Source organism: Trinickia symbiotica (genome assembly GCF_003028655.1).
Taxonomy (GTDB): Bacteria; Pseudomonadota; Gammaproteobacteria; order Burkholderiales; family Burkholderiaceae; genus Trinickia; species Trinickia symbiotica_A.
Genome location: NZ_PYUC01000002.1, coordinates 75,928 through 96,126, shown reverse-complemented (window position 1 = coordinate 96,126; position 20,199 = coordinate 75,928). Strand labels below are relative to the sequence as shown.

At 60.5% G+C, this 20,199-nt stretch carries 17 protein-coding genes and 1 pseudogene; 13 read left to right on the top strand and 5 right to left on the bottom strand.

Annotation, left to right across the window (positions count from 1 at the left end; translation table 11 throughout):
* The first annotated feature begins 40 nt into the window (after positions 1-40).
* The 8 genes from C9I57_RS03920 to C9I57_RS03885 all read left to right on the top strand — a co-directional run bounded on the left by C9I57_RS03920 (position 41) and on the right by C9I57_RS03885 (position 8,923).
* Entirely contained in the window at positions 41-1,117 is a 1,077-nt protein-coding gene (locus tag C9I57_RS03920) for an enoyl-CoA hydratase/isomerase family protein (protein ID WP_258187523.1), read from the top strand.
* Between the two features lie 86 nt (positions 1,118-1,203).
* A complete protein-coding gene (locus tag C9I57_RS03915) occupies positions 1,204-1,953 on the top strand; it encodes an electron transfer flavoprotein subunit beta/FixA family protein (protein ID WP_107149701.1) in 750 nt (249 codons plus the stop codon).
* 15 nt (positions 1,954-1,968) lie between these two features.
* On the top strand, positions 1,969-2,913 hold the full coding sequence (locus tag C9I57_RS03910; protein WP_107149358.1) for an electron transfer flavoprotein subunit alpha/FixB family protein: 945 nt from the start codon (positions 1,969-1,971) through the stop codon (positions 2,911-2,913).
* 70 nt (positions 2,914-2,983) lie between these two features.
* Complete coding sequence (locus tag C9I57_RS03905) at positions 2,984-4,150, top strand: acyl-CoA dehydrogenase family protein (RefSeq protein ID WP_107149357.1); 1,167 nt, start codon at positions 2,984-2,986, stop codon at positions 4,148-4,150.
* A gap of 110 nt (positions 4,151-4,260) precedes the next feature.
* Positions 4,261-5,400 (top strand): Re/Si-specific NAD(P)(+) transhydrogenase subunit alpha, encoded by a 1,140-nt coding sequence (locus C9I57_RS03900; protein WP_107149356.1) that lies wholly within the window; start codon positions 4,261-4,263, stop codon positions 5,398-5,400.
* 11 nt (positions 5,401-5,411) lie between these two features.
* Complete coding sequence (locus C9I57_RS03895) at positions 5,412-5,738, top strand: NAD(P) transhydrogenase subunit alpha (protein ID WP_107149355.1); 327 nt, start codon at positions 5,412-5,414, stop codon at positions 5,736-5,738.
* Positions 5,735-7,189 (top strand): NAD(P)(+) transhydrogenase (Re/Si-specific) subunit beta, encoded by a 1,455-nt coding sequence (locus C9I57_RS03890; protein ID WP_107149354.1) that lies wholly within the window; start codon positions 5,735-5,737, stop codon positions 7,187-7,189. Before C9I57_RS03895 ends, C9I57_RS03890 begins: the two co-directional genes overlap by 4 nt.
* A gap of 60 nt (positions 7,190-7,249) precedes the next feature.
* Positions 7,250-8,923 (top strand): electron transfer flavoprotein-ubiquinone oxidoreductase, encoded by a 1,674-nt coding sequence (locus C9I57_RS03885; RefSeq protein WP_107149353.1) that lies wholly within the window; start codon positions 7,250-7,252, stop codon positions 8,921-8,923.
* A gap of 2 nt (positions 8,924-8,925) precedes the next feature.
* Here the strand turns inward: C9I57_RS03885 and C9I57_RS03880 are convergent, their stop codons facing one another.
* From C9I57_RS03880 to C9I57_RS03865, 4 genes and pseudogenes are all read right to left on the bottom strand, one after another.
* The gene (locus C9I57_RS03880; RefSeq protein WP_107149352.1) at positions 8,926-10,167 is read right to left on the bottom strand and encodes a cytochrome P450; all 1,242 of its coding nucleotides are present in this window, start codon (positions 10,165-10,167) and stop codon (positions 8,926-8,928) included.
* Between the two features lie 235 nt (positions 10,168-10,402).
* A pseudogene (locus C9I57_RS03875) lies at positions 10,403-11,793 on the bottom strand (FAD-dependent oxidoreductase).
* Positions 11,794-11,980: 187 nt separating this feature from the next.
* Positions 11,981-13,219, bottom strand: a complete 1,239-nt coding sequence (locus C9I57_RS03870; protein WP_107149351.1) for an NAD(P)/FAD-dependent oxidoreductase — start codon at positions 13,217-13,219, stop codon at positions 11,981-11,983.
* A 1-nt stretch (position 13,220) separates the two neighbouring features.
* Complete coding sequence (locus C9I57_RS03865; protein ID WP_107149350.1) at positions 13,221-13,538, bottom strand: 2Fe-2S iron-sulfur cluster-binding protein; 318 nt, start codon at positions 13,536-13,538, stop codon at positions 13,221-13,223.
* Positions 13,539-13,781: 243 nt separating this feature from the next.
* Between C9I57_RS03865 and C9I57_RS03860 the strand changes: the two genes are divergently transcribed.
* Positions 13,782-14,453: a TetR/AcrR family transcriptional regulator gene (locus C9I57_RS03860; RefSeq protein ID WP_181321719.1), complete on the top strand. Its 672-nt coding sequence runs from the start codon at positions 13,782-13,784 to the stop codon at positions 14,451-14,453.
* On the opposite strand, the gene C9I57_RS03855 is transcribed toward C9I57_RS03860, so the two are convergent.
* Complete coding sequence (locus C9I57_RS03855) at positions 14,426-15,964, bottom strand: AMP-binding protein (RefSeq protein WP_107149348.1); 1,539 nt, start codon at positions 15,962-15,964, stop codon at positions 14,426-14,428. The two genes, C9I57_RS03860 and C9I57_RS03855, sit on opposite strands and share 28 nt — an antisense overlap.
* Positions 15,965-16,404: 440 nt before the next feature.
* Here C9I57_RS03855 and C9I57_RS03850 point away from each other — a divergent pair, with 440 nt between their 5' ends.
* The 4 genes from C9I57_RS03850 to C9I57_RS03835 all read left to right on the top strand — a co-directional run bounded on the left by C9I57_RS03850 (position 16,405) and on the right by C9I57_RS03835 (position 19,923).
* Complete coding sequence (locus C9I57_RS03850; protein WP_107149347.1) at positions 16,405-17,199, top strand: SDR family NAD(P)-dependent oxidoreductase; 795 nt, start codon at positions 16,405-16,407, stop codon at positions 17,197-17,199.
* Positions 17,200-17,275: 76 nt separating this feature from the next.
* Complete coding sequence (locus C9I57_RS03845; protein ID WP_107149346.1) at positions 17,276-17,698, top strand: SRPBCC family protein; 423 nt, start codon at positions 17,276-17,278, stop codon at positions 17,696-17,698.
* A 133-nt stretch (positions 17,699-17,831) separates the two neighbouring features.
* Positions 17,832-18,620, top strand: coding sequence for an SDR family oxidoreductase (locus C9I57_RS03840; protein WP_107149345.1), 789 nt, complete (start codon positions 17,832-17,834; stop codon positions 18,618-18,620).
* Positions 18,621-18,723: 103 nt separating this feature from the next.
* Positions 18,724-19,923, top strand: coding sequence for an acetyl-CoA C-acyltransferase family protein (locus C9I57_RS03835; RefSeq protein WP_107149344.1), 1,200 nt, complete (start codon positions 18,724-18,726; stop codon positions 19,921-19,923).
* Positions 19,924-20,199: the final 276 nt, after the last annotated feature.

The window sequence follows — 20,199 nt, the reverse complement described above, 5'->3', positions numbered from 1 at the left end:
TCCGCGGGTCCTGGGGCGCACATCGAGCGATTTACCCGTGATGTTTCGAGTGGTCAATCGCGTGGCGATCATTACGCTGAATCGACCGTCCGCGCTCAACACATTGTCGCCAGAAATGGTGCGCGAATTGACGCTTCACATCGAGCACTGTGGGGTCGACAGAGACATAGCGGCAGTTATCGTGATGGGGATGGGCGATACATTTTGCGCGGGCGTCGACCTTCGGACCTTGTATCTAGCCGCCATGGCAGGCGATAAGAAGTGGCGTCAGCTTATCGCCGACGAGTACCGGCTAATTTTTACCTTCCAGCAACTGAAGAAGGCGGTGGTGGCTGTAATGGACGGCTTTTCAACAGGGGGCGGCATTGGCTTGGTGCAATGCGCGTCGCTGCGCATTGTCAGTGAACGAAGCAGGTTTCAGGTAAACGGACCACGCATTGGGTTCGTTCCGGATGGAGGTGCCACATGGTTCCTGGGCAAGCTGCCGGTCGAGTTGATGCTGTATATCGGCTTGACGTCAGCAACGATAACCGGTGCCGATGCGATCGGGTGCGGTCTTGCGGACGCCTATGCATCCAGTTCGTCCCTGCGTGGATTTGAAAGGCGCTTAAATCTGCTGGATGCAAGCGACCTTCGGCAAAGCCTAAGAGAGGTATTCGTGTCTCCATCGGACGTTGCTCCGGACACCTCCTTGGCGGCTTTCCTGCCGTTGATTCGAGAACACTTCGCTGCTCATTATTCGGTTGAGCAGTGCATTGGATCGCTCTCAAATGGGTTCAGTCGTGAATCGGACGCGGCCAAGCGGGCGTGGTTTCAAGCAACGCTTGATTCCCTTCGAGCACATTCTCCACTGATGCTGAACGTGATGCGTGAAGCTTTGCTGCGCGGACGGAAAATGACGCTTGCCGAAAATTACCGCATGGAATTCGACCTGACCATGCGCGCAATAGAGGTGGGTGATTTTTGCGAGGGGGTTAGGGCGCATGTGATTGATGGCGACAACGCTCCGCGCTGGATGTTTCCTACGCTTGAAGACGTCAATTCCGCTGTTCTGGACAAGTTCTTTTCGCCGTGGACGTGTTGCGCGCCACATCCGTTAGCGTCGCTCGCGGCATGAGAGAGGATCGGGTCGCGACACGGAAGCTCGGCCTATCTTTTGGGGGGCATGGGCAGATCTATCGAAGTCATTGAATGGAATGTGAAATGAAAATACTGGTGGCGGTCAAGAGGGTCGTTGACTACAACGTCAAAGTGCGAGTCAAGTCAGACGGCACGGGTGTCGACATCGCAAACGTGAAAATGTCAATGAACCCGTTCGACGAAATTGCGACTGAAGAAGCGGTTCGTCTGAGGGAAGCTGGGATTGCAACAGAAGTGGTTGCGGTGTCCGCAGGGGGACCTCAATCGCAGGAAACCCTGCGTACCGCTCTGGCGATCGGCGCAGATCGCGCGGTTCTGATCGAGTCTGAAGAAGACCTGCAGCCGCTTGCCGTTGCCAAACTGTTGAAGGCGTTAGTGGACAAGGAGCGGCCGCAACTCATCATTCTTGGCAAACAGGCGATCGACGACGATTCGAATCAAACGGGCCAGATGCTTGCAGCCTTGGCGCACCTGCCGCAAGCGACGTTCGCGGCGAAAATCACTGTTGCTGACGGCAAAGCCACGGTGTTGCGTGAAGTGGATGGCGGCGCGGAAACGCTGTCGCTTACGCTTCCGGCTGTCATCACGGCAGACCTGCGCCTGAACGAGCCGCGCTACGTCACGCTGCCGAACATCATGAAGGCGAAAAAGAAGCCACTCGAAACGATCAAGCCTCAAGACCTTGGTGTCGATGTCGCACCGCGACTGAAAACCCTGAAGGTTGTGGAGCCGCCAAAGCGCTCCGCCGGCGTGACGGTGCCGGACGTGAAAACGCTGGTCGGGAAGCTAAAGAACGAAGCTAAGGTGTTGTGACAGGGGACTGGAGAAATGACGAAACCGGCTAATCTGGTATTGGCAGAACACGACAACGCATCCATCAAGTCCGCGACATTGCACACCATCGCCGCCGCTCAGAGGATCGGTGGCGACATTCACGTGCTGGTGGCCGGCCACAACGCCCAGGCTGCGGCGAATGCCGCTATGGCAATCGCGGGCGTCAGCAAGGTCTTGCTCGCCGACGCGCAGCAGCTCGCCGAAGGCCTCGCGGAGAATGTCGAGGCAACGGTGCTGAACATTGCAAAGGACTATTCGCACATCCTCGCGCCTGCAACGGCATACGGTAAGAATATCGCGCCGCGTATTGCCGCGAAGCTCGATGTCGCACAAATCAGCGACATCACCGCAGTGGACAGCGCGGACACATTCGAGCGGCCGATCTACGCAGGGAACGCTATTGCGACGGTGCAATCGACCGACCCGATCAAGGTCATCACCGTGCGTACGACCGGCTTCGACGCGGCAGCGGCGGAAGGCGGCACCGCATCGGTGGAGAACATCGACGCAGCGGCGGATGCAGGCATCTCGCAGTTCGTAAGCCGTGAAGTGACGAAGCTTGATCGTCCCGAGCTGACGTCGGCGAAGATCATCGTCTCCGGTGGTCGAGGTCTCGGCAACGGCGATAACTACAGGCAGGTGCTGGAACCCCTTGCCGACAAGCTGCATGCGGCGCTCGGAGCATCGCGCGCGGCTGTCGATGCGGGCTTCGTGCCCAACGACTTTCAGGTCGGCCAGACTGGCAAGATTGTCGCGCCGCAACTGTATGTCGCGGTCGGAATTTCTGGTGCGATCCAGCACCTCGCGGGCATGAAGGATAGCAAGATTATCGTCGCGATTAACAAGGACGCCGAGGCCCCGATTTTCAGCGTCTCCGATTATGGCTTGGTCGGAGACCTGTTCACGATCGTACCGGAACTCGTCAAAGAGCTTGGTTAGAAAAATGCAGCTGCGCTTGCATGCGTCGATGTTTGGCGGCATGTGAAGTCCACATCAAGACGAAACCATTATGAACTTTGCTCTTACTGACGATCAGATTGCCATACGCTCCGCCATTGAAGAAATCTGTCGAGATTTCGACGATGACTATTGGCTCAAGCGTGACAAGGATGGGGGGTTTCCTCACGAGTTCCATGCGGCCATGGCTAAGGCCGGATGGCTCGGGATAGCGATGCCGGAACAATTCGGTGGCGCAGGGCTGGGCATTACCGAGGCGGCGCTGATGATGGAGACCGTTGCGGCCTCGGGCGGAGGTCTATCGGCGGCATCAGCTATACATATGAACGTGTTCGGTCTTCATCCAGTCGTTGTCCATGGCACGGATGAACAGAAAGCGCGGTGGCTGCCATCGATCATCGACGGACATCACAAAGCGTGCTTCGGGGTGACGGAGCCAAATACGGGCCTGAATACACTCAAGCTGAAAACGGCGGCTGTTCGTCAAGGCGATCGCTATGTTGTGAATGGTCAGAAGGTCTGGATTTCGACCGCCCAGGTCGCCGATAAGATCATGCTTCTTGCGCGCACGACCTCCGCTGATGAAGCGACGGCGGCAACACGCGGCCTGAGCCTTTTCTATACGGATCTGGATCGTAGTAAAGTCGAAGTGCGAGAAATCGAGAAGCTTGGCAGAAAGGCCGTGGATTCAAATCAGCTGTTTATCGACGGACTGGAGATTCCGTTGGAGGATCGTATTGGCGAGGAGGGGCGGGGATTTGAGTATGTCCTGCACGGCCTCAATCCAGAGCGCATCCTTGTCGCAGCAGAGGCGACCGGTTTGGGCAAGGCCGCGCTGCGGCGGGCATCGACATACGCAGCGGAGCGCGTCGTCTTCGACCGTCCTATCGGCATGAATCAGGGCATCCAGCATCCTTTGGCCGAGCGCTGGGTGGATCTCGAAGCAGCAACCCTTCTATATCAACGCGCGTCGTTTCTCTACGACGAAGGACGATCCTGCGGGGCGGAAGCGAACGCAGCGAAGTTTTTCTGTGCGGAGGCGGGGTTTCGGGCCTGCGAGACCGCCGTATTGACGCATGGCGGTATGGGGTACGCAAAGGAATATCACGTTGAGCGATATTTCCGCGAAGCAATGTTGCCTCGTATTGCTCCCATCTCGATTCAGTTAGCACTCAGCTTTATCGGGCAAAAGGTCCTCGGATTGCCGAAGTCTTACTAACTGTCGAGTAGTTCATCTATATAGCTTCCCATTCGACCGGCGGCGAGCCGCTCTCGCGGCTCGATCAGTGTTGATGCATTTTCACCAACGAAAACGGAAACGGAGACACAATGCACATCGGAGTGCCTGCCGAGACGCATACGCGCGAAACACGCGTCGCCGCAACGCCCGAAACGGTTAGGAAGTTCGTGGCGCAAGGCCATAGGGTCACCATTGGTAGCGGCGCAGGAATAGCCGCCAGCTTTCAAGACGAGGCGTTTGCTGCTGCCGGTGCGGAAATCGTTGATGCAGCTACAGCTTTCGGTGGCGACCTGGTTCTCAAAGTCCAGTCGCCAACCGAGTCGGAACGGTCCTCGCTCAAGCGCGGCGCGGTTTTGATCGGCATGTTGGATCCATTTAACGCCGAAAATGCACAAAAGCTTGCTGCAGCCGGCGTGACCGCCTTCGCTCTTGAAGCGGCGCCGCGTACAACGCGCGCGCAAAGCCTGGATGTGCTGTCGTCGCAGGCAAACATTGCGGGCTACAAGGCAGTGCTCGTCGCCGCGTCGTTGTATTCGCGCTTCGTTCCGATGCTAATGACGGCGGCGGGCACCGTGAAGGCTGCGCGCATGCTGATTCTCGGCGCAGGCGTCGCGGGTTTGCAGGCGATCGCGACTGCAAAGCGGCTGGGGGCGGTGATCGAAGCGTCCGACGTACGCCCGGCGGTCAAGGAGCAGATCGAATCGCTCGGTGCGAAATTCCTCGACGTCCCGTACGAAACCGACGAAGAGCAGGAGGCTGCTCAAGGCGTAGGCGGCTATGCCCGGCCGATGCCGCAGTCTTGGCTGACCCGGCAGGCTGAACTGGTGCATGAGCGTGCGAAGCAAGCCGACATTGTGATCACCACGGCGCTGGTCCCCGGGCGCCCCGCGCCCACCCTGATCTCCGTGGACACTGTCCAGTCGATGAAGCCGGGCTCGGTGCTCGTCGATCTAGCGGCTGGCCGCGGGCCGGACATCGACGGAAGGAAGGGAGGCAACTGCCCGCTGACGGTCGCCGATCAAGTGATCGTGCACAACGGCGTGACCATCGCCGGCTACACGAACCTCGCATCGATGGTCGCATCGGACGCCTCCGCGCTGTATGCGCGCAACGTGCTCGATTTCACAAGGCTGATCATCTCGAAGGAAGGCGCGCTGACCGTCGACCTGACAGACGACATTGTCAGCGCAACGCTGCTCTGCCGCGACGGCGAAGTGACCCGCAAATAACGGAGGAGACCATGGAAGTCATCAATCACACGGTGATCAACTTGATCATCTTCGTCCTGGCTGTGTACGTCGGCTACCACGTGGTGTGGAACGTCACGCCTGCGCTGCATACGCCGCTGATGGCCGTGACGAACGCGATCTCCGCAATTGTGATCGTCGGCGCAATGCTCGCGGCGGCGCTCACCGTCGGTGCGGCCGGCAAGGCCTTCGGCACGTTCGCGGTCGCGCTCGCGGCCGTCAACGTGTTCGGCGGCTTTCTCGTGACGAGGCGAATGCTCGAGATGTTCCGCAAGAAGGAGCCCAAGCGTGTCGAGGGCGGCAAGGAGGGCGCGCGATGAGCATGAACGTCGTCACGCTGCTGTACCTCGTCGCATCGGTGTGCTTCATCCAGGCGCTGAAGGGCCTGTCGAACCCGAAGAGCGCACGGCGCGGCAACCTGTTCGGGATGGTCGGGATGGCCATCGCGATCCTCACGACGATCGCGCTAATCGTCAAGCAGGCCGCGTGGCTCGGCGCGAACCTGCCGCTCGGCATCGCGCTCGTGCTCGGCGCGCTGGTTGTCGGCGGCGGCGTCGGTGCGTTCGTCGCCGCGCGCGTCGAGATGACGAAGATGCCCGAGCTCGTCGCGGCGATGCATTCGCTGATCGGTCTCGCGGCCGTATGCATCGCGTATGCGGTGGTGTCGGAGCCGGAAGCGTTCGGCCTCGTGCCGCAGGACGCGGTGTCCTCGAGCTTCATCCCGTACGGCAACCGCGTCGAGCTGTTCATCGGCACCGTCGTCGGCGCGATCACGTTCTCCGGGTCTGTGATTGCGTTCGGCAAGCTATCGGGTAAGTACAAGTTCAGGCTGTTCCAGGGCGCGCCGGTCGTCTATGCGGGCCAGCACCTGATCAATCTGATGCTCGCGCTCGCGATGCTCGGCTTCGGCATCCTGTTCTTCATCACGCAGTCGTGGCTGCCGTTCGTCGTCATGACGGCGATCGCATTCGTGCTCGGCGTACTGATCATCATCCCGATCGGCGGGGCGGACATGCCGGTGGTCGTGTCCATGCTGAACTCATACTCAGGGTGGGCCGCGGCTGGCATCGGCTTCTCGCTGAACAACGCGATGCTGATCATCGCCGGGTCGCTCGTCGGTTCGTCGGGTGCGATCCTCTCGTACATCATGTGCCACGCTATGAACCGGTCATTCTTCAACGTGATCCTCGGCGGCTTCGGTGGCGACGCCGCCGCCGGCGGAGCGGCCGCTGCGCTGGAGCAACGCCCGGTGAAATCGGGCTCGGCGGACGACGCGGCGTTCATGCTTGGCAACGCGGAATCGGTCGTCATCGTGCCGGGCTATGGTCTTGCCGTCGCCCGCGCGCAGCACGCCCTGAAGGAATTGACGGACAAACTGATCGAGAAAGGTATTGACGTGCGCTATGCGATCCACCCGGTCGCGGGGCGAATGCCGGGGCACATGAACGTCTTGCTCGCGGAAGCCGAAGTGCCGTACGAGATTGTGCTCGAGATGGAGGACATCAACGGCGAATTCGGCCAAGTGGACGTGGTGCTGGTGCTCGGGGCGAACGACGTCGTGAACCCGGCCGCGAAGAACGATCCGAATTCACCGATCGCGGGCATGCCGATCATCGAGGCGTACAAGGCGCGCACGGTGATCGTCAACAAGCGTTCGATGGCGGCGGGCTATGCGGGTCTCGACAATGATCTCTTCTATATGGACAAGACGATGATGGTCTTCGGCGACGCCAAAAAGACCATCGAGGAAATGGTCAAGGCGGTAGCTTGACCCTACGACCCATATCGAGTCCGCGCAGTAACACGCTAACCACTGAGTGAGGAAGGCATAATGCCTAGCGACACGCTAGTCGATCAATACGGCCCACGCGATTCAATGGAATACGACATCGTGATCGTCGGCGGAGGCCCAGCCGGTCTTTCGGCCGCGATCCGGTTCAAGCAGTTAGCCGCCGATAGTGGAACCGAGATCGGCGTGTGCGTGCTGGAAAAGGGATCCGAGATTGGCGCCCACATTCTGTCGGGGGCCGTAATGGATCCGCGCGCGATCGCCGAGCTGTTCCCCGACTGGAAGGAACGGGGCGCGCCGCTCACCGTCGAAGTGACGGAAGACCGCTTCCTGTTCTTGTCCGAGAAGAGCTCGGTCGCGACGCCAAACTGGGCGCTGCCCGGCAACTTCAAGAATCATGGCAACTACGTAATCTCGCTGGGCAACGTCACGCGCTGGCTTGGGCAACAGGCCGAGGCGCTCGGCGTCGAGATTTTCCCCGGCTTCCCGGCCGCCGAAATTCTCTACAACGATGACGGCTCCGTAAAGGGCGTTGCGACTGCCAATATGGGTATGGCCAAGGACGGTGAGCCGCTCGAAAACTTCCAGCTCGGCATGGAACTCCACGCGAAGTACACGCTGTTCGCCGAAGGCTGCCGCGGCCATCTCGGCCGTCAGTTGATCTCGAAGTTCAAACTCGACGCGAATGCCGATCCGCAGGCATACGGGATCGGCATTAAGGAATTGTGGGAAGTCGATCCCGCGAAGCACAAGCCCGGCCTCGTGATCCACACGGCTGGCTGGCCACTCAAGTCGGATACGTATGGCGGCTCGTTCCTGTATCACATGGACAGCAACCAAGTGGTGGTCGGCTTTGTGGTCGGTCTCGGCTACACGAATCCGTACCTGTCGCCGTTCGAGGAGTTTCAGCGCTACAAGACGCACCCGTCGATCCGTGGGTTCTTCGAAGGCGGCAAGCGTGTGTCGTACGGCGCGCGAGCGATCACGGCCGGCGGCCTCTTGTCGTTGCCCAAGCTCGTATTCCCTGGCGGTGCGTTGCTTGGCGACGAAGCGGGCTTTCTAAACGCATCGCGCATCAAGGGCAGTCATGCGGCGATCAAGACGGGGATGCTGGCTGCCGAAGCCGCGTTCGACGCGGTTCGCACCGGCCGCCGGGCGGACGAACTGAGCGCGTACCCCGACGCATTCATGCAATCCTGGCTGTATCGGGAGCTGTATCGCGCGCGCAACTTCAAGCAGTGGATGGCGAAAGGACTGTATCTCGGCACGCTTATGGTCGGGCTCGAGCAAAAGGTGATGCGCGGTAACGTGCCGTGGACGTTACATCACAAGCATGCGGATCACGAGATGCTGAAGCCGGCTTCGCAATGCGAGCCGATCGCTTACCCGAAGCCCGATGGCAAGCTGACATTCGACCGCCTATCCTCGGTGTTTATCTCTAACACGAACCACGGGGAGAACCAACCAGCACACCTGACGCTCAGGGACGCGAGTGTGCCGGTAAATGTGAACCTGCGAACGTACGCGGGGCCAGAGAGCCGGTTTTGCCCGGCGGGCGTGTATGAATTCGTGGAGAACGACGACGGGAGCGACCGGCTGGTGATCAACGCCCAGAACTGCGTGCATTGCAAGACCTGCGACATCAAGGACCCGACACAGAACATCGTGTGGATTCCACCCGAGGGCGGCGGCGGGCCGAATTATCCCAATCTATGAGTTCAGTGGGGCCGAACGGCGAACGCCATCCACATCCGATCGGGTCCATAGGCGGCGTAATTGTCTATCCAGTGCAGGCTGTCGGCGCCACGCGACAGGCGCAAATCGGTCAGCCGTCGGGTCAGGGTTTGAAACGCGAGGCGCAGTTCGCCGCGCGCAAGCTGATTGCCGACGCATAGGTGGATGCCGGCACCAAAGCTCAGATGACTCGCACTGTTCGGGCGATCCAAGTTGACGTCCGCCGGACAGCCGAATTGGCGCGGGTCGCGGTTCGCTGCGCCGAACCGTACCTCGACCATCGAGCCGGCAGGAATGGTCACACCCCCGACCTCGACATCGATAAGCGCTCGCCGAAACAGTGTCTGCAGCGGTGCGGTCACACGCAACGTCTCTTCGACGAACGCACGTGCCCGATCGGGGTTTAGGTGGATTTCATCGACGAGTTCCGGGCGCTCGATCAGCGTCTTCATGCCAAGCGCGAGGGTCGTCGTGGTTGTCTCGTTGCCCGCGACCAAGATCTGCAAGATCAAGCTCTGCAACTCGCGCATGTCGAGCCGACGCCCATCGGTGTCGAGGTTTGCCAGACGGCTCAGGAGCTTGTCGTCGGGCGTCGCGCGCACACGTTCGATTTGGCGTGCCATATATTGCTGCATTTCAATCAACTCGCGCGCGAGATCGACCTGTTGTTCTGGCGTGAGCAGCGGGTCAAGGCTTTGCATGGCGACGTCCGACCATCGCTTGAATCGCTCCCGGTCTTCGCGTGCCACGCCCAACTGCTCGGCAATCACGTACATGGGTAGCGGCACTGCGAACGCGTCGAGGAAGTCAATCTCGGGCTGGCCTGCGAAGCCGTCGATCAGCTCGTCAATGAGCTCCTGAATTCGCGGCTCCAGGCTCGCTACCTTCTGCGTCGTGAAGACTTTATCGACGAGTGTGCGATAGGTGCGATGGCCTGGCGGGTCGTTCGACACCAGCGTGTTCATGGGCAGCCAGCCTTCCGTCTCGAACAGACGGTTGGCTTCCGGTGCCCAACGATCGCCCATCACCCCCGTGTTGTTGCTCAGCGCAGCGACATTCAGCATCGCTTTGCGCACGTCGTCGTATCGCGTCAGGATATAGTGTCCGGACTTCGGATCGCGGTACACCGGCTGCTCTTCGCGCAGACGGTCATACGCCGCAAACGGGCATGCATAGACTTCGCGGTCGGCGAAGCTGATCGGCGGGTTACTGGCTTCGATGCTCATTATCTCTCCTTGCACCCGAGCTTCGGGCGATGGGTCAAGCGGGCCTCGTCGAATGGCGCGGGCCTCGTCTGGTCGGCCTTCAATTCGGCCGTTACAAAAATGTCAACAGCGCGTCGTTATGGACGCCGATGACTTCAACTCCGTTGCATGTCAGCTTGCGCACTCGTCCACCGGCAGCTCAGATCAGCCGGCCGTAGGCGAGCGTTTCACCCGCCGCGGCCCGCACCGTGCGGTCTTAGTTTGCGGCGGAGTGAACGTCTCCCGCCGCAGTCAGGCCAGCCAGTCTGCCGAAAATTAATGCATTGGCGATACCAATCCCCCCACCGACGTAGCGGCGTCCCATGGTGCATCCAAGCACTTCGCCGCCCGCATAGAGGCCAGGAACCGATCGACCGTTCGCGTCCAGCACCCTGCCGAAACTGTCGATATCCAGTCCGGCGTGGCATGAGACGATGGTCGAAGCCCGAATCTCCAGTGCATAGAACGGCGGGGTCCGGAACGAGTACATCTTTTTCGTCTTCTTGAAAAACTCGGGATCATCGCCCGTTTCAGCGTATTCGTTGTAGCGGTCTAGCGAAGCGCGTAGAGCCTCAACGGAGATATCTGCGCGGTGGGCGAGTTCTTCGATCGAGTCGGCCACTTTCACTCTGCCGGTTTCCACGTGCCTGCGGATGACATTGACGCGCCAGCTTTCCGATCCAGGATCATTGATGTAGTGTTTCACCACATTCTCGTCGGCGCAGGCCTCGGCAAGTGCCGGCTCGTCGAAAATCGCGAAACATCGCATTTCAGGCTGTTCGTTCACCAGGTAGCCCGAGACCGCATAGGAAGCATCCTCCGCAATGAAACGGCGACCGTCGCGATTGACGACCATCGCCCAATCGGGAAGAAACGCTTCAGTATCTTTGACGAAATTCGGGCTACATACGAGTAAGCCGTTGTCAAATCCGGTAACATTGGCGCCCGCGCTCTCGCCGAGCTTGATACCGTCGCCCATATTGAACGGCACCTTTTCATAGAAGGAATACACACGGCTGCCGTGGGCCGCGGCGGTCGGCCAAAGTCGTTTGATCATCTCCAAGCTGTTTCCAAATCCGCCCGTGGTGACGACGACGGCCTTCGCACGCAATTCCGTTCCCGCAGCGCGAACCCCGCACACGCGCCCCCCCTCGACGATCAGTTCAGAAACTCGCGACCCCAGCGCCACTTCCACGCCGTTCGCACCCGCATCGTTGGCAAGCGACTGTACGATGCCGATCCCTGCGCCAATGCTTTGATGTCCACGGGGGCACCCGCCCACACCGGATTCCACGATGGCACTTGGCGGGAACTCATTGCCAAGTTCAATCAACCAGTCGATGATGGAAGCGCCACCCTCGCACATGATTTTTGCAAGCGCGGGCCGTATTGACCATTGATAAGGGACATCATGTACTGGAACATCGCCTCCGGTGAGTCGACAATGCCGGCATCCCTTTGGACACGGGTACCCGCCGCATAAACAACGCCGCCCGCAAGCGCGGTGGCGCCTCCCAGCATCTTGTCGGCTTCCAGGATCATCACGGACGCACCATTCCTTGCCGCATGGCACGCCGCGGACAATCCTGCACCTCCACCACCGATCACAATTACGTCAAAGTCAATTGCCACAGTCGGTTACCTCGTCTAGTTTTTGTGAAGTGCAACTCAATTCAAAGGAGATCTGGAGGCGGGGCTCGAGTTCTACCTCAGTCGGGGCGTTGGTTCATCGTGGCTCCTGATGAGCGGTTTTACGGGCTCGGAAAAGGAGGAGTGGATAGCTGCGAACGTCTATTCATGCCGGTGTAGCGGGCGCTTGCTTGAGGGGCAGGGAAGCGTCCGCCAGCAGGGCCGGCTCGATCTTTGCGCCATTGGCGACCAACGCGCGCCCTTGCACGAAGTCGCGAGCGGCATTGACGCAGTCGAGCGCGATCACTCGTCCGTGCCGCAGGTAGACAACCGAGAAGCTGCGTGTCGACATGTCGCCGCGGACCACGGTCTGGTCGTAGCCTGTCGACAACCCCACGGTCTGCAACTTCAAGTCGAATTGGTTTGACCAGAACCACGGCACCGCGTGGTATGGACGTGGGTCGCCGACGATCGTGCGCGCCGCTGTGGTGGCCATGTCCACCGCGTTCTGAACCGATTCGAGACGAACGTGAGCGCCGTCGGCGAACGGATTCGGGTGGAGCGCGCAGTCACCAACGGCCAGGACGTCGAGCAGACTGGTGCGCGCGAACGCGTCGACCGTGACGCCGTTGGACCCCGAGGCGCCAGCCGCGATCAGGGGCTCGACGGCAGGGTCGATGCCGATGCCCGCCACTACCATCTCCGCAGGTAAGACGCTGCCATCGGCGAGCCTGACACCGGTGGCCCGGCCGTCGCATGTCTCGATGGCATCGACCATCGCGCCAAGCTGAACGACGACGCCTCGCGCGCGGTGTTCCGCCTCGTAGAACCGTGACAGCGCTTCACCGGCCACGCGTGCCAGCACCCTTTCGCGGGCCTCTAGCACGGAGACCGACTTGCCTTTCGCCACCAGCGCCGCGGCTACTTCCAGGCCGATGTAACCGCCACCGACAATGACGACATGCTGAACGCCGGTCAGTGCACGCTGGATTTTGTCCGCATCGGCACGCGTGCGCAGACCATGGATACCCTTGGCCTCCGCGCCCGGGCAGTTAAGAGGGCGTGGCCGTCCACCGCAGGCCCATACCAGCCGACCGTAATCGAAGGTCTCGCCGCCCGCAGTCCGCACAGTGTGTGCGGCCGGGTCGACGACGACGACACGATGGCCGGTCAATACCTGCACATTGCGTTCAACCCAGAACAATGCCGGACGGATCAGCAGCCGGTCGAATGGCTTTTCTCCGCTGAGGAATTCCTTCGAAAGCGGGGGGCGCTCATAGGGCAGTTCGGGCTCGTCACCGAGCAGGGCGATGCTGCCGTCGAAACCCTGCTGGCGCAGCGCCAATGCCGTGTGGGAACCGGCATGGCCCGCCCCTACGATCAGCACGTCATACGAACGGCCCATGTCACGCCTCCTCGGCGATAGCCACGCGTAAGCCATCCAGCGCCTCGGTGAATGGAATCTGACACGACAGGCGCGATGTCGCGTCGCGCGATCCCGCACTGTCGAGCAGATCGCTCTCTTCGCCGCTCATCGGCGGCAGCCGGTCTGCAAACGCTAGATCGACGTGCACATGGCAGGTTGCACACGAGCAACACCCACCGCACATGGCGAGCATTTCGTCGATGCCATGATCGCGAATCAGTTCCATGACTGAACGGCCATCACCGGCCTCGATGATCGACTCGGCGCCATCGCGCCTGATCACGACGAGGCGGGCCATCAGGCGCGCCTCACCGGTTGAGCGTCTGGACAGACGCCGGACCGCTTTGGGCGGCCGGGTAGAGCTTGACTGGCTAATGGCGTCATCGACATCGTGTCTCCTACCCCGCGCAACCGCGAGTGCATTTGATTGAGAATCGTATTGTACAGTACGATATGGTATCGTACATAGTGAGCGGATGGATTGTCAAGGTGGCGCATAGCAAGCCGAGCTATCGGCGCGATGGTGAAGGAGACGGGAACAGTGGCGATCAGAAACTTGAAGAAACGACAAGCGATCCTGGAGGCGGCGTACCAGTTATTCCGTACAAACGGCTTCGAGAGGACCTCGATGTCTGCGATAGTGGCCGTCGTCGGTGGGTCCAAGGGGACCATCTATGCCCACTTCGGATCAAAGGAGAAGCTTTTCGTCGATTGCATGTTCTCCGTACCCGAGTACTCGATGGCCCGCATGCTCGAAGGCCTGCGCGCCGAGGGCAACGATCTGGACGCGCAGTTGCGGGAGTTCGGCGAATCCTTTCTCCGCCTAGCGTGCACTTCAGAGGTCGTCTCGGTTCGGCGCCTGATGATCAGCGAGGCGCAGCGCGGCGGTGTTGGCCGGATGTTCTACGAAAGATTCCAGACTTTCCAGCAGGAACTCGCGTCCTTCGTTTCGAGGTGGATGGCACACGGGCAGTTGCACCGAGCCGACGCGCACATTGCCGCCACGCAGCTGCGCCTGCTTCTCGAGGCGGAGGTGATCGACCCGCTGCTGCTGTGTGCGACCGATGGCCCGATTGCCGACGTCGATGTCCGGCGCATGTCCGCCCGCGCCATCGACACGTTCTTGCGTGCCTATGCACCGAAAGCTGTACAGACTACCGAACCGGCACCCCGAGGCGCCCCGGCTCAGTTCGCGCCCGGTGGCTCATGCTGACACAGGCGTTCGCGCAACTCGCGTCGAAGCAGCTTGCCCGTTGGCGAACGGGGCAACTGATGCACGAATTCGAAGCGGGTCGGAGCCTTGATGCGGCCTAGCCGCGCCAGGCACCACGCCGGCAGATCGCGTCGAAGCACGTGCTCGTCGTATCCGGCCACGGCGACAACGAACGCGACAGGGCGTTCGCCGAACTTCTCGTCCTCGGCGCCGATTACGCCCACGTCTGCCACGCCCACCATTTCCAGCAGTGCGGCTTCGATCTCCTGCGGATAGATATTCACGCCACCGGAGATGATCACGTCGTCCATGCGGTCGGTCAGGTACAGATAGCCTTCCGCGTCGAGGTAGCCGATGTCGCCAAGCGTCTGGTAGCCCTGCGGGCTCGTTCGATCCGCCGTCTTGTTCGGATCTCCGAAGTATTCGAACGGTGTCACACCAGAGAAGAAAATGCGCCCCGTGCAACCTGGTGCCAGTTCGCGGAATTCTTCGTCCAGCACATGCGGCACGCCCTTGACGGTGCGCCCGACCGAGCTTGGATGGGTCAGCCACTCCTGCGTGCTGATCATCGTAAGGCCCACGCCTTCCGAGCCCGAATAGTATTCGACCAGGATCGGCCCCCACCAGTCGATCATCGCGCGTTTCAATTGCGGTGGACACGGCGCGGCCGCATGCAGCGCCACGCGGTGCAAGGGCGCGCGGAAGTTCCGGCGTGCTGATTCAGGCAGTTGCAACAAGCGCGGGAACATAGCAGGCACCCATTGCGAGTGCGTGATGTGCTGCGTCGCGAGCAGCTGGAGCGCCTCGGCCGCATCGAACTTACGCATGCCGATTACGCAGCCGCCCGCAGCGGTAACCGCCAGTGCCGCCCGTAGTGGGGCTGCGTGATAAAGCGGCGCCGTGGACAGATAACGCACGCCCTCGTCGAAGCCGAAGAGCGGAATCAGGTCGGCCGCAAAGCTCGGGGTTGCCCGTTGATCGGCCGGCGGTAGAGGACGCCAGACTCCCTTTGGCGCCCCCGTGGTGCCTGACGTGTAGAGCATCAAGGCGCCAGGTGCTTCGCCGACTCGCGGCAACTCGCTTTGGTCTGCCATGTCATCGCTCAGCGATCGGAAGCCCGGCACCGCATCACCGTGCCAGAACCAGTGCGCCACCGCAGTGCAGTGCGCAGGCAGTTTCGCCACATGGGTTTGCGCCGATCGGTCGGCAACGACCAGACGGGCCCGGCAATTTGTGATGATGGCGGCCACATCGGGCAGCGCTAGCGTGGTGGCAATCGGCGTGTAATACAAACCGCTGCGCCAGGCGGCCCAAGCCATAACCAGCGTGAACGGCGAGTTGGTCAGGCTGGCCGCGACATGGTCGCCACGCTTCAGCCCAAGGGCGTCGAAAATCCGCGCCAGCTGATTTGCCTGGGATTCCAGCTCGGCATAGGTGAGCGCGGTATCGCCGATCTGGACGGCGATTTGCTCGGGGCGGCGCTGTGCCCAATTGCGTAGATCATAGATCATGGCAGTAAATTGTAATGGAGAGGAGGCTGCGCCACGTCAGGCTGATCCTAGGCGATCGCGATGCACACCGCCCCCCGTGCGAGGTCAGCTCAGGTACTGACTCAGTTTGGCCAGGTATTGCCGGATGCGACTTTCCGCCCCACGCAGCCGATCTCCTTGTAGCTGCTCCATCGCACGCCTCGCTAGTAGCGGTCTGCGAAGCTTCATTGCCTGCAAGAGGCGGACAGTGTCACATATTTCTCAGGGATCGCGGCGAAACGCTAGGAATCTACAATATGGTATTGTACGATACGATTATCGCTATCGCGCAACCGATGCTTTATAAGGCGCCGGCGAATCGAATGGGATGGTGCTGACTTTTGGGCGAGGTGTCGTGCGAACCTCGATTCACTCGAATCGGCGCCGCCCTTTTTCTGAACAAACGGTAAGCGAGGGCACTGATGAGCATGGGACGTCTGGCTGGAAAGGTCGCGATTGTCACGGGCGGTGCGTCGGGGATGGGCGCTGCCACAGTAAGACGATTTCGAGCCGAAGGTGCGGAAGTGTTTGTGGCCGATATTCAGGAAGATCTTGGCGGCGAAGTGGCCAAGGAAACGGGGGCGACCTTCGCACGTCTCGACGTTGCGAGCAATGAGGACTGGGTAAGCCTGGCTGCTCAGGTGGAGAAACGCTTTGGGCGCCTTGACGTTCTATTCAACAACGCGGGAGTTGTAGGCGGCGAGAACACCGTGGATCGAATCGATCTCGCTGTATGGAATCGTCTAATTTCGATCAATCAGACTGGGGTGTTGCTCGGTTGCCACCACGCCGTCAAGTTGATGCGCCGGAATCCGGGGGGGTCTTGCGGCTCTATCATCAACACGGCGTCTACCGTGTCATACGTGGCGTTGAGTCATGACATCGCGTACAGCGCGACTAAGGCAGCGGTGCGGAATCTCACGAAGTCGGTCGCTGTTTGGTGTGCTCAGGCCAAGACAAACATTCGGTGTAATTCCATCCATCCTGGGCCCATCGACACGGCTATTTTTTCGCATGCCGTGCCCGCGGGGACCGATATGGCCCCGATCATGAAGGCGCTGAACGCGATGGCCCCCGTGGGGCGCATGGGTCGGCCCGAGGAAGTTGCCGCGGCTGCAGTCTTTTTTGCGTCGGACGAAGCACCGTTCGTCACGGGCGCCGAGTTGGTCGTCGACGGGGGCATGATGTCGGTGCATCCCGACCTTCCGCGAGAATAACCGTCGTTCAGCGACGCGTCGATAGGGGCAGGCCTGATGGCCTGTTCGCGTCTCGCGATGGGCGGGGGCCCACACAATGACCATTGTCGTCACTGATTTCATCAAGGCGCCTATCGAGCGAGTGTGGATGATCGTTGCCGACTTTAGCGGGCTCAAGCGCTGGCACCCGGAAGTCGTACAGTGCGAGACCGTCGGCCACGGTGTGGGCGCCTTACGGACTGTGCACTTTCGTGACTGGTGGGCGACCGAGCGGCTTGAGCGACTGGACGGTCTCGAACACGTCATCAAGTACACGGTCGTCGAATGCAGTCGGGTGGCGAACATTGGCGTAAAGGGTTGCATTACGCTGACACCGCTTAGCGCAGAATCCACTCGCATCGACTGGGTGGCCGGCTTGGATGCTCGTAGTGAACATGCCGCGGATGTCAACATGGCGCTCAAGGCCTACTATCCCACCCGCATTGGTCATCTGAAGGCAGCGCTTGGCTTGCTCGGCTAGATTCAACGACGTCATGCGATGCGGCTATCGCCCTACGTGTGAGCGGGCGCTCATCCCGTAGTCCCGTATCGGCGCCAGTCCAACGGTAGGACATTCAGCGATCGATTTTTGTCGCGCGTACACAAGGAACGAAATGGATCTCGGTATTCGAGGGCGAAAAGCGATTATCAACGGAGGGAGCGCCGGGCTTGGTCTGGGAACAGCCTATGCGCTGGCTCGCGAAGGCGTCGACCTTTTCATCTCGGCTCGCAACGAAGCAAGGTTGACCGATGCCTGCGAAGCGATCCGTCGCTCCACCGGCGCGAAGGTGGTAGCTGTAGTCGCAGACCACGCGACGACGGAAGGGCGGGCGCGAATCCTAGCTCGCTGCCCGGACCCGGATATCCTCGTTGGCACCTGCTCGCCACCGCCCTACATCGAGGATTTTCGCTCGATCTCCGAAGATGACTGGCGTCTCAATTTCGAGCTCACGATCATTTCTCCGGTCGAGTTCATGCGATGCGTGGTAGACGGCATGGCTGAGCGCAGGTGGGGGCGCATCTTGAACATTGCTACAGCAGCGGCCAAGTTTCCGCACCCTTGGCGAATCTTGTCGGGCGCACCGCGGTCCGCATTAACGAATTACTCCGTTGCGGTGGCTCGACAGGTTGCTCAGTACAACGTCACCATAAACACGCTGCTTCCCGCGATGCACGATACGGACGGGATCCGAGCTATCTATGGTGCTAAGGCAGCCGAAAACGGCACGGATGTGGACTTGGAGATAGCGCAGGCAGTGCGATCGATACCGATTCCCGCGGGCAGGTTTGGTTCGGCGGATGACTTTGGTTGCATCGCGGCGATGTTTTGCGCTGAGCAGAGCAATTACATCACCGGGCAAAGCCTGGTCGTCGATGGCGGCGTGACGAATTCTTTGTTCTGACGGGATCGTCGCGTCAAAGACGACTTCACTGCTGGGCCTACATGAGGCAGCGAGGCTGGAATGCGGTGGCTGCCGCATCGGCCGATTTTCCGTTATTCAATGGATGAGGAGAGTAACCGTGAGCAAGCGTGACGTAGTGGTCCTTTCGGCGGTCCGGTCGGCAATCGGAAGTTTCGGCGGATCACTCGCCGACATGGAGCCCCCCGAGCTTGCCGGCATCGTCATGAAAGAAGCCGTCGCGCGCTCCGGTGTCGACCCACTTGCGGTCAACTACGTGACGGTCGGCAATACGATTCCCACTGACAGCCGATTCGCCTACGTGGCGCGCGTAGCGGCCATCAACGCGGGACTCCCGATGGATTCCGTTGCGATGTCAGTTAATCGGCTTTGCTCCTCCGGTCTCCAGGCCATTGTGACGAGTGCCCAGAGTGTTCTGCTCGGTGACTGTGATTTCGGCATCGGAGGCGGCGTCGAGGTGATGAGTCGCGGCGGCTATTTGTCCACCGCGATGCGCTCGGGCGCGCGCATGGGCGACACGAAACTAGTTGACACGATGGTCGCCACGTTGACCGATCCGTTCGGCGTGGGTCATATGGGCATCACGGCCGAGAACTTGGTGGCCAAATGGAGCATAACGCGTGAACAGCAGGACATGCTGGCCGTTGAGTCACATCGTCGTGCGGCACGGGCAATCGCGGAAGGGCGGTTTAAATCGCAGATCGTTCCTATCGTCAAGCGAACGAAAAAGGGGGAAACGATTTTCGACACTGACGAGCACGTGAAGCCGAACACGTCGCTGGATATCCTTGCCGCGATGAAACCGGCGTTCAAGAAGGACGGGTCGGTTACCGCCGGTAACGCCTCGGGCATCAACGATGGAGCCGCCTTTCTCGTAATCGCTGATTCGGCCGCAGCGGCCGCGGCCGGCCACAAGCCGATCGCAAGGCTCGTGTCTTACTCAGTGGCTGGCGTGCCCAACGACATCATGGGCGAAGGCCCGATTCCCGCCACGCGGCTGGCGTTGAAAAAGAGCGGACTTGAGCTCCATCAAATCGACGTAATCGAGAGCAATGAAGCTTTTGCGGCGCAGGCTATCGCGGTGGCACGCGCGCTCGAATTCGACATGGAGAAGACGAATCCGAATGGAGGTGCCATCGCGTTGGGTCACCCCATCGGCTGCTCTGGGGCCTTCCTTGCCACCAAGGCGATCCACGAGCTACATCGCACTGGTGGCCGATACGCGCTAGTCACGATGTGCGTCGGTGGGGGGCAGGGAATCGCGGCCATCTTCGAACGTATGTGAGGCCCAAGAGGAGACGGCATCCGAACTACGCTCGACGTCGCGCAAAGTGTTGACCAGCCCTTGGTCACGGTAACAGATGACGAGGTGCTGCGGTCATGAGAACGCGCATGTCGATGCACGCGCCTTGATAATAGATGCATGGTTCTTCGGTTACGGCGGGCCGAGAGAAAACCGCGAAACAGGCGGCGCTTACAAGACCTGCGGCCACAATCATCAAAATTGTTCGAGTGCGTCGCTTCATTGCAGTCTCCTCCAGGCGTTTCCGGTGTTTAAGAA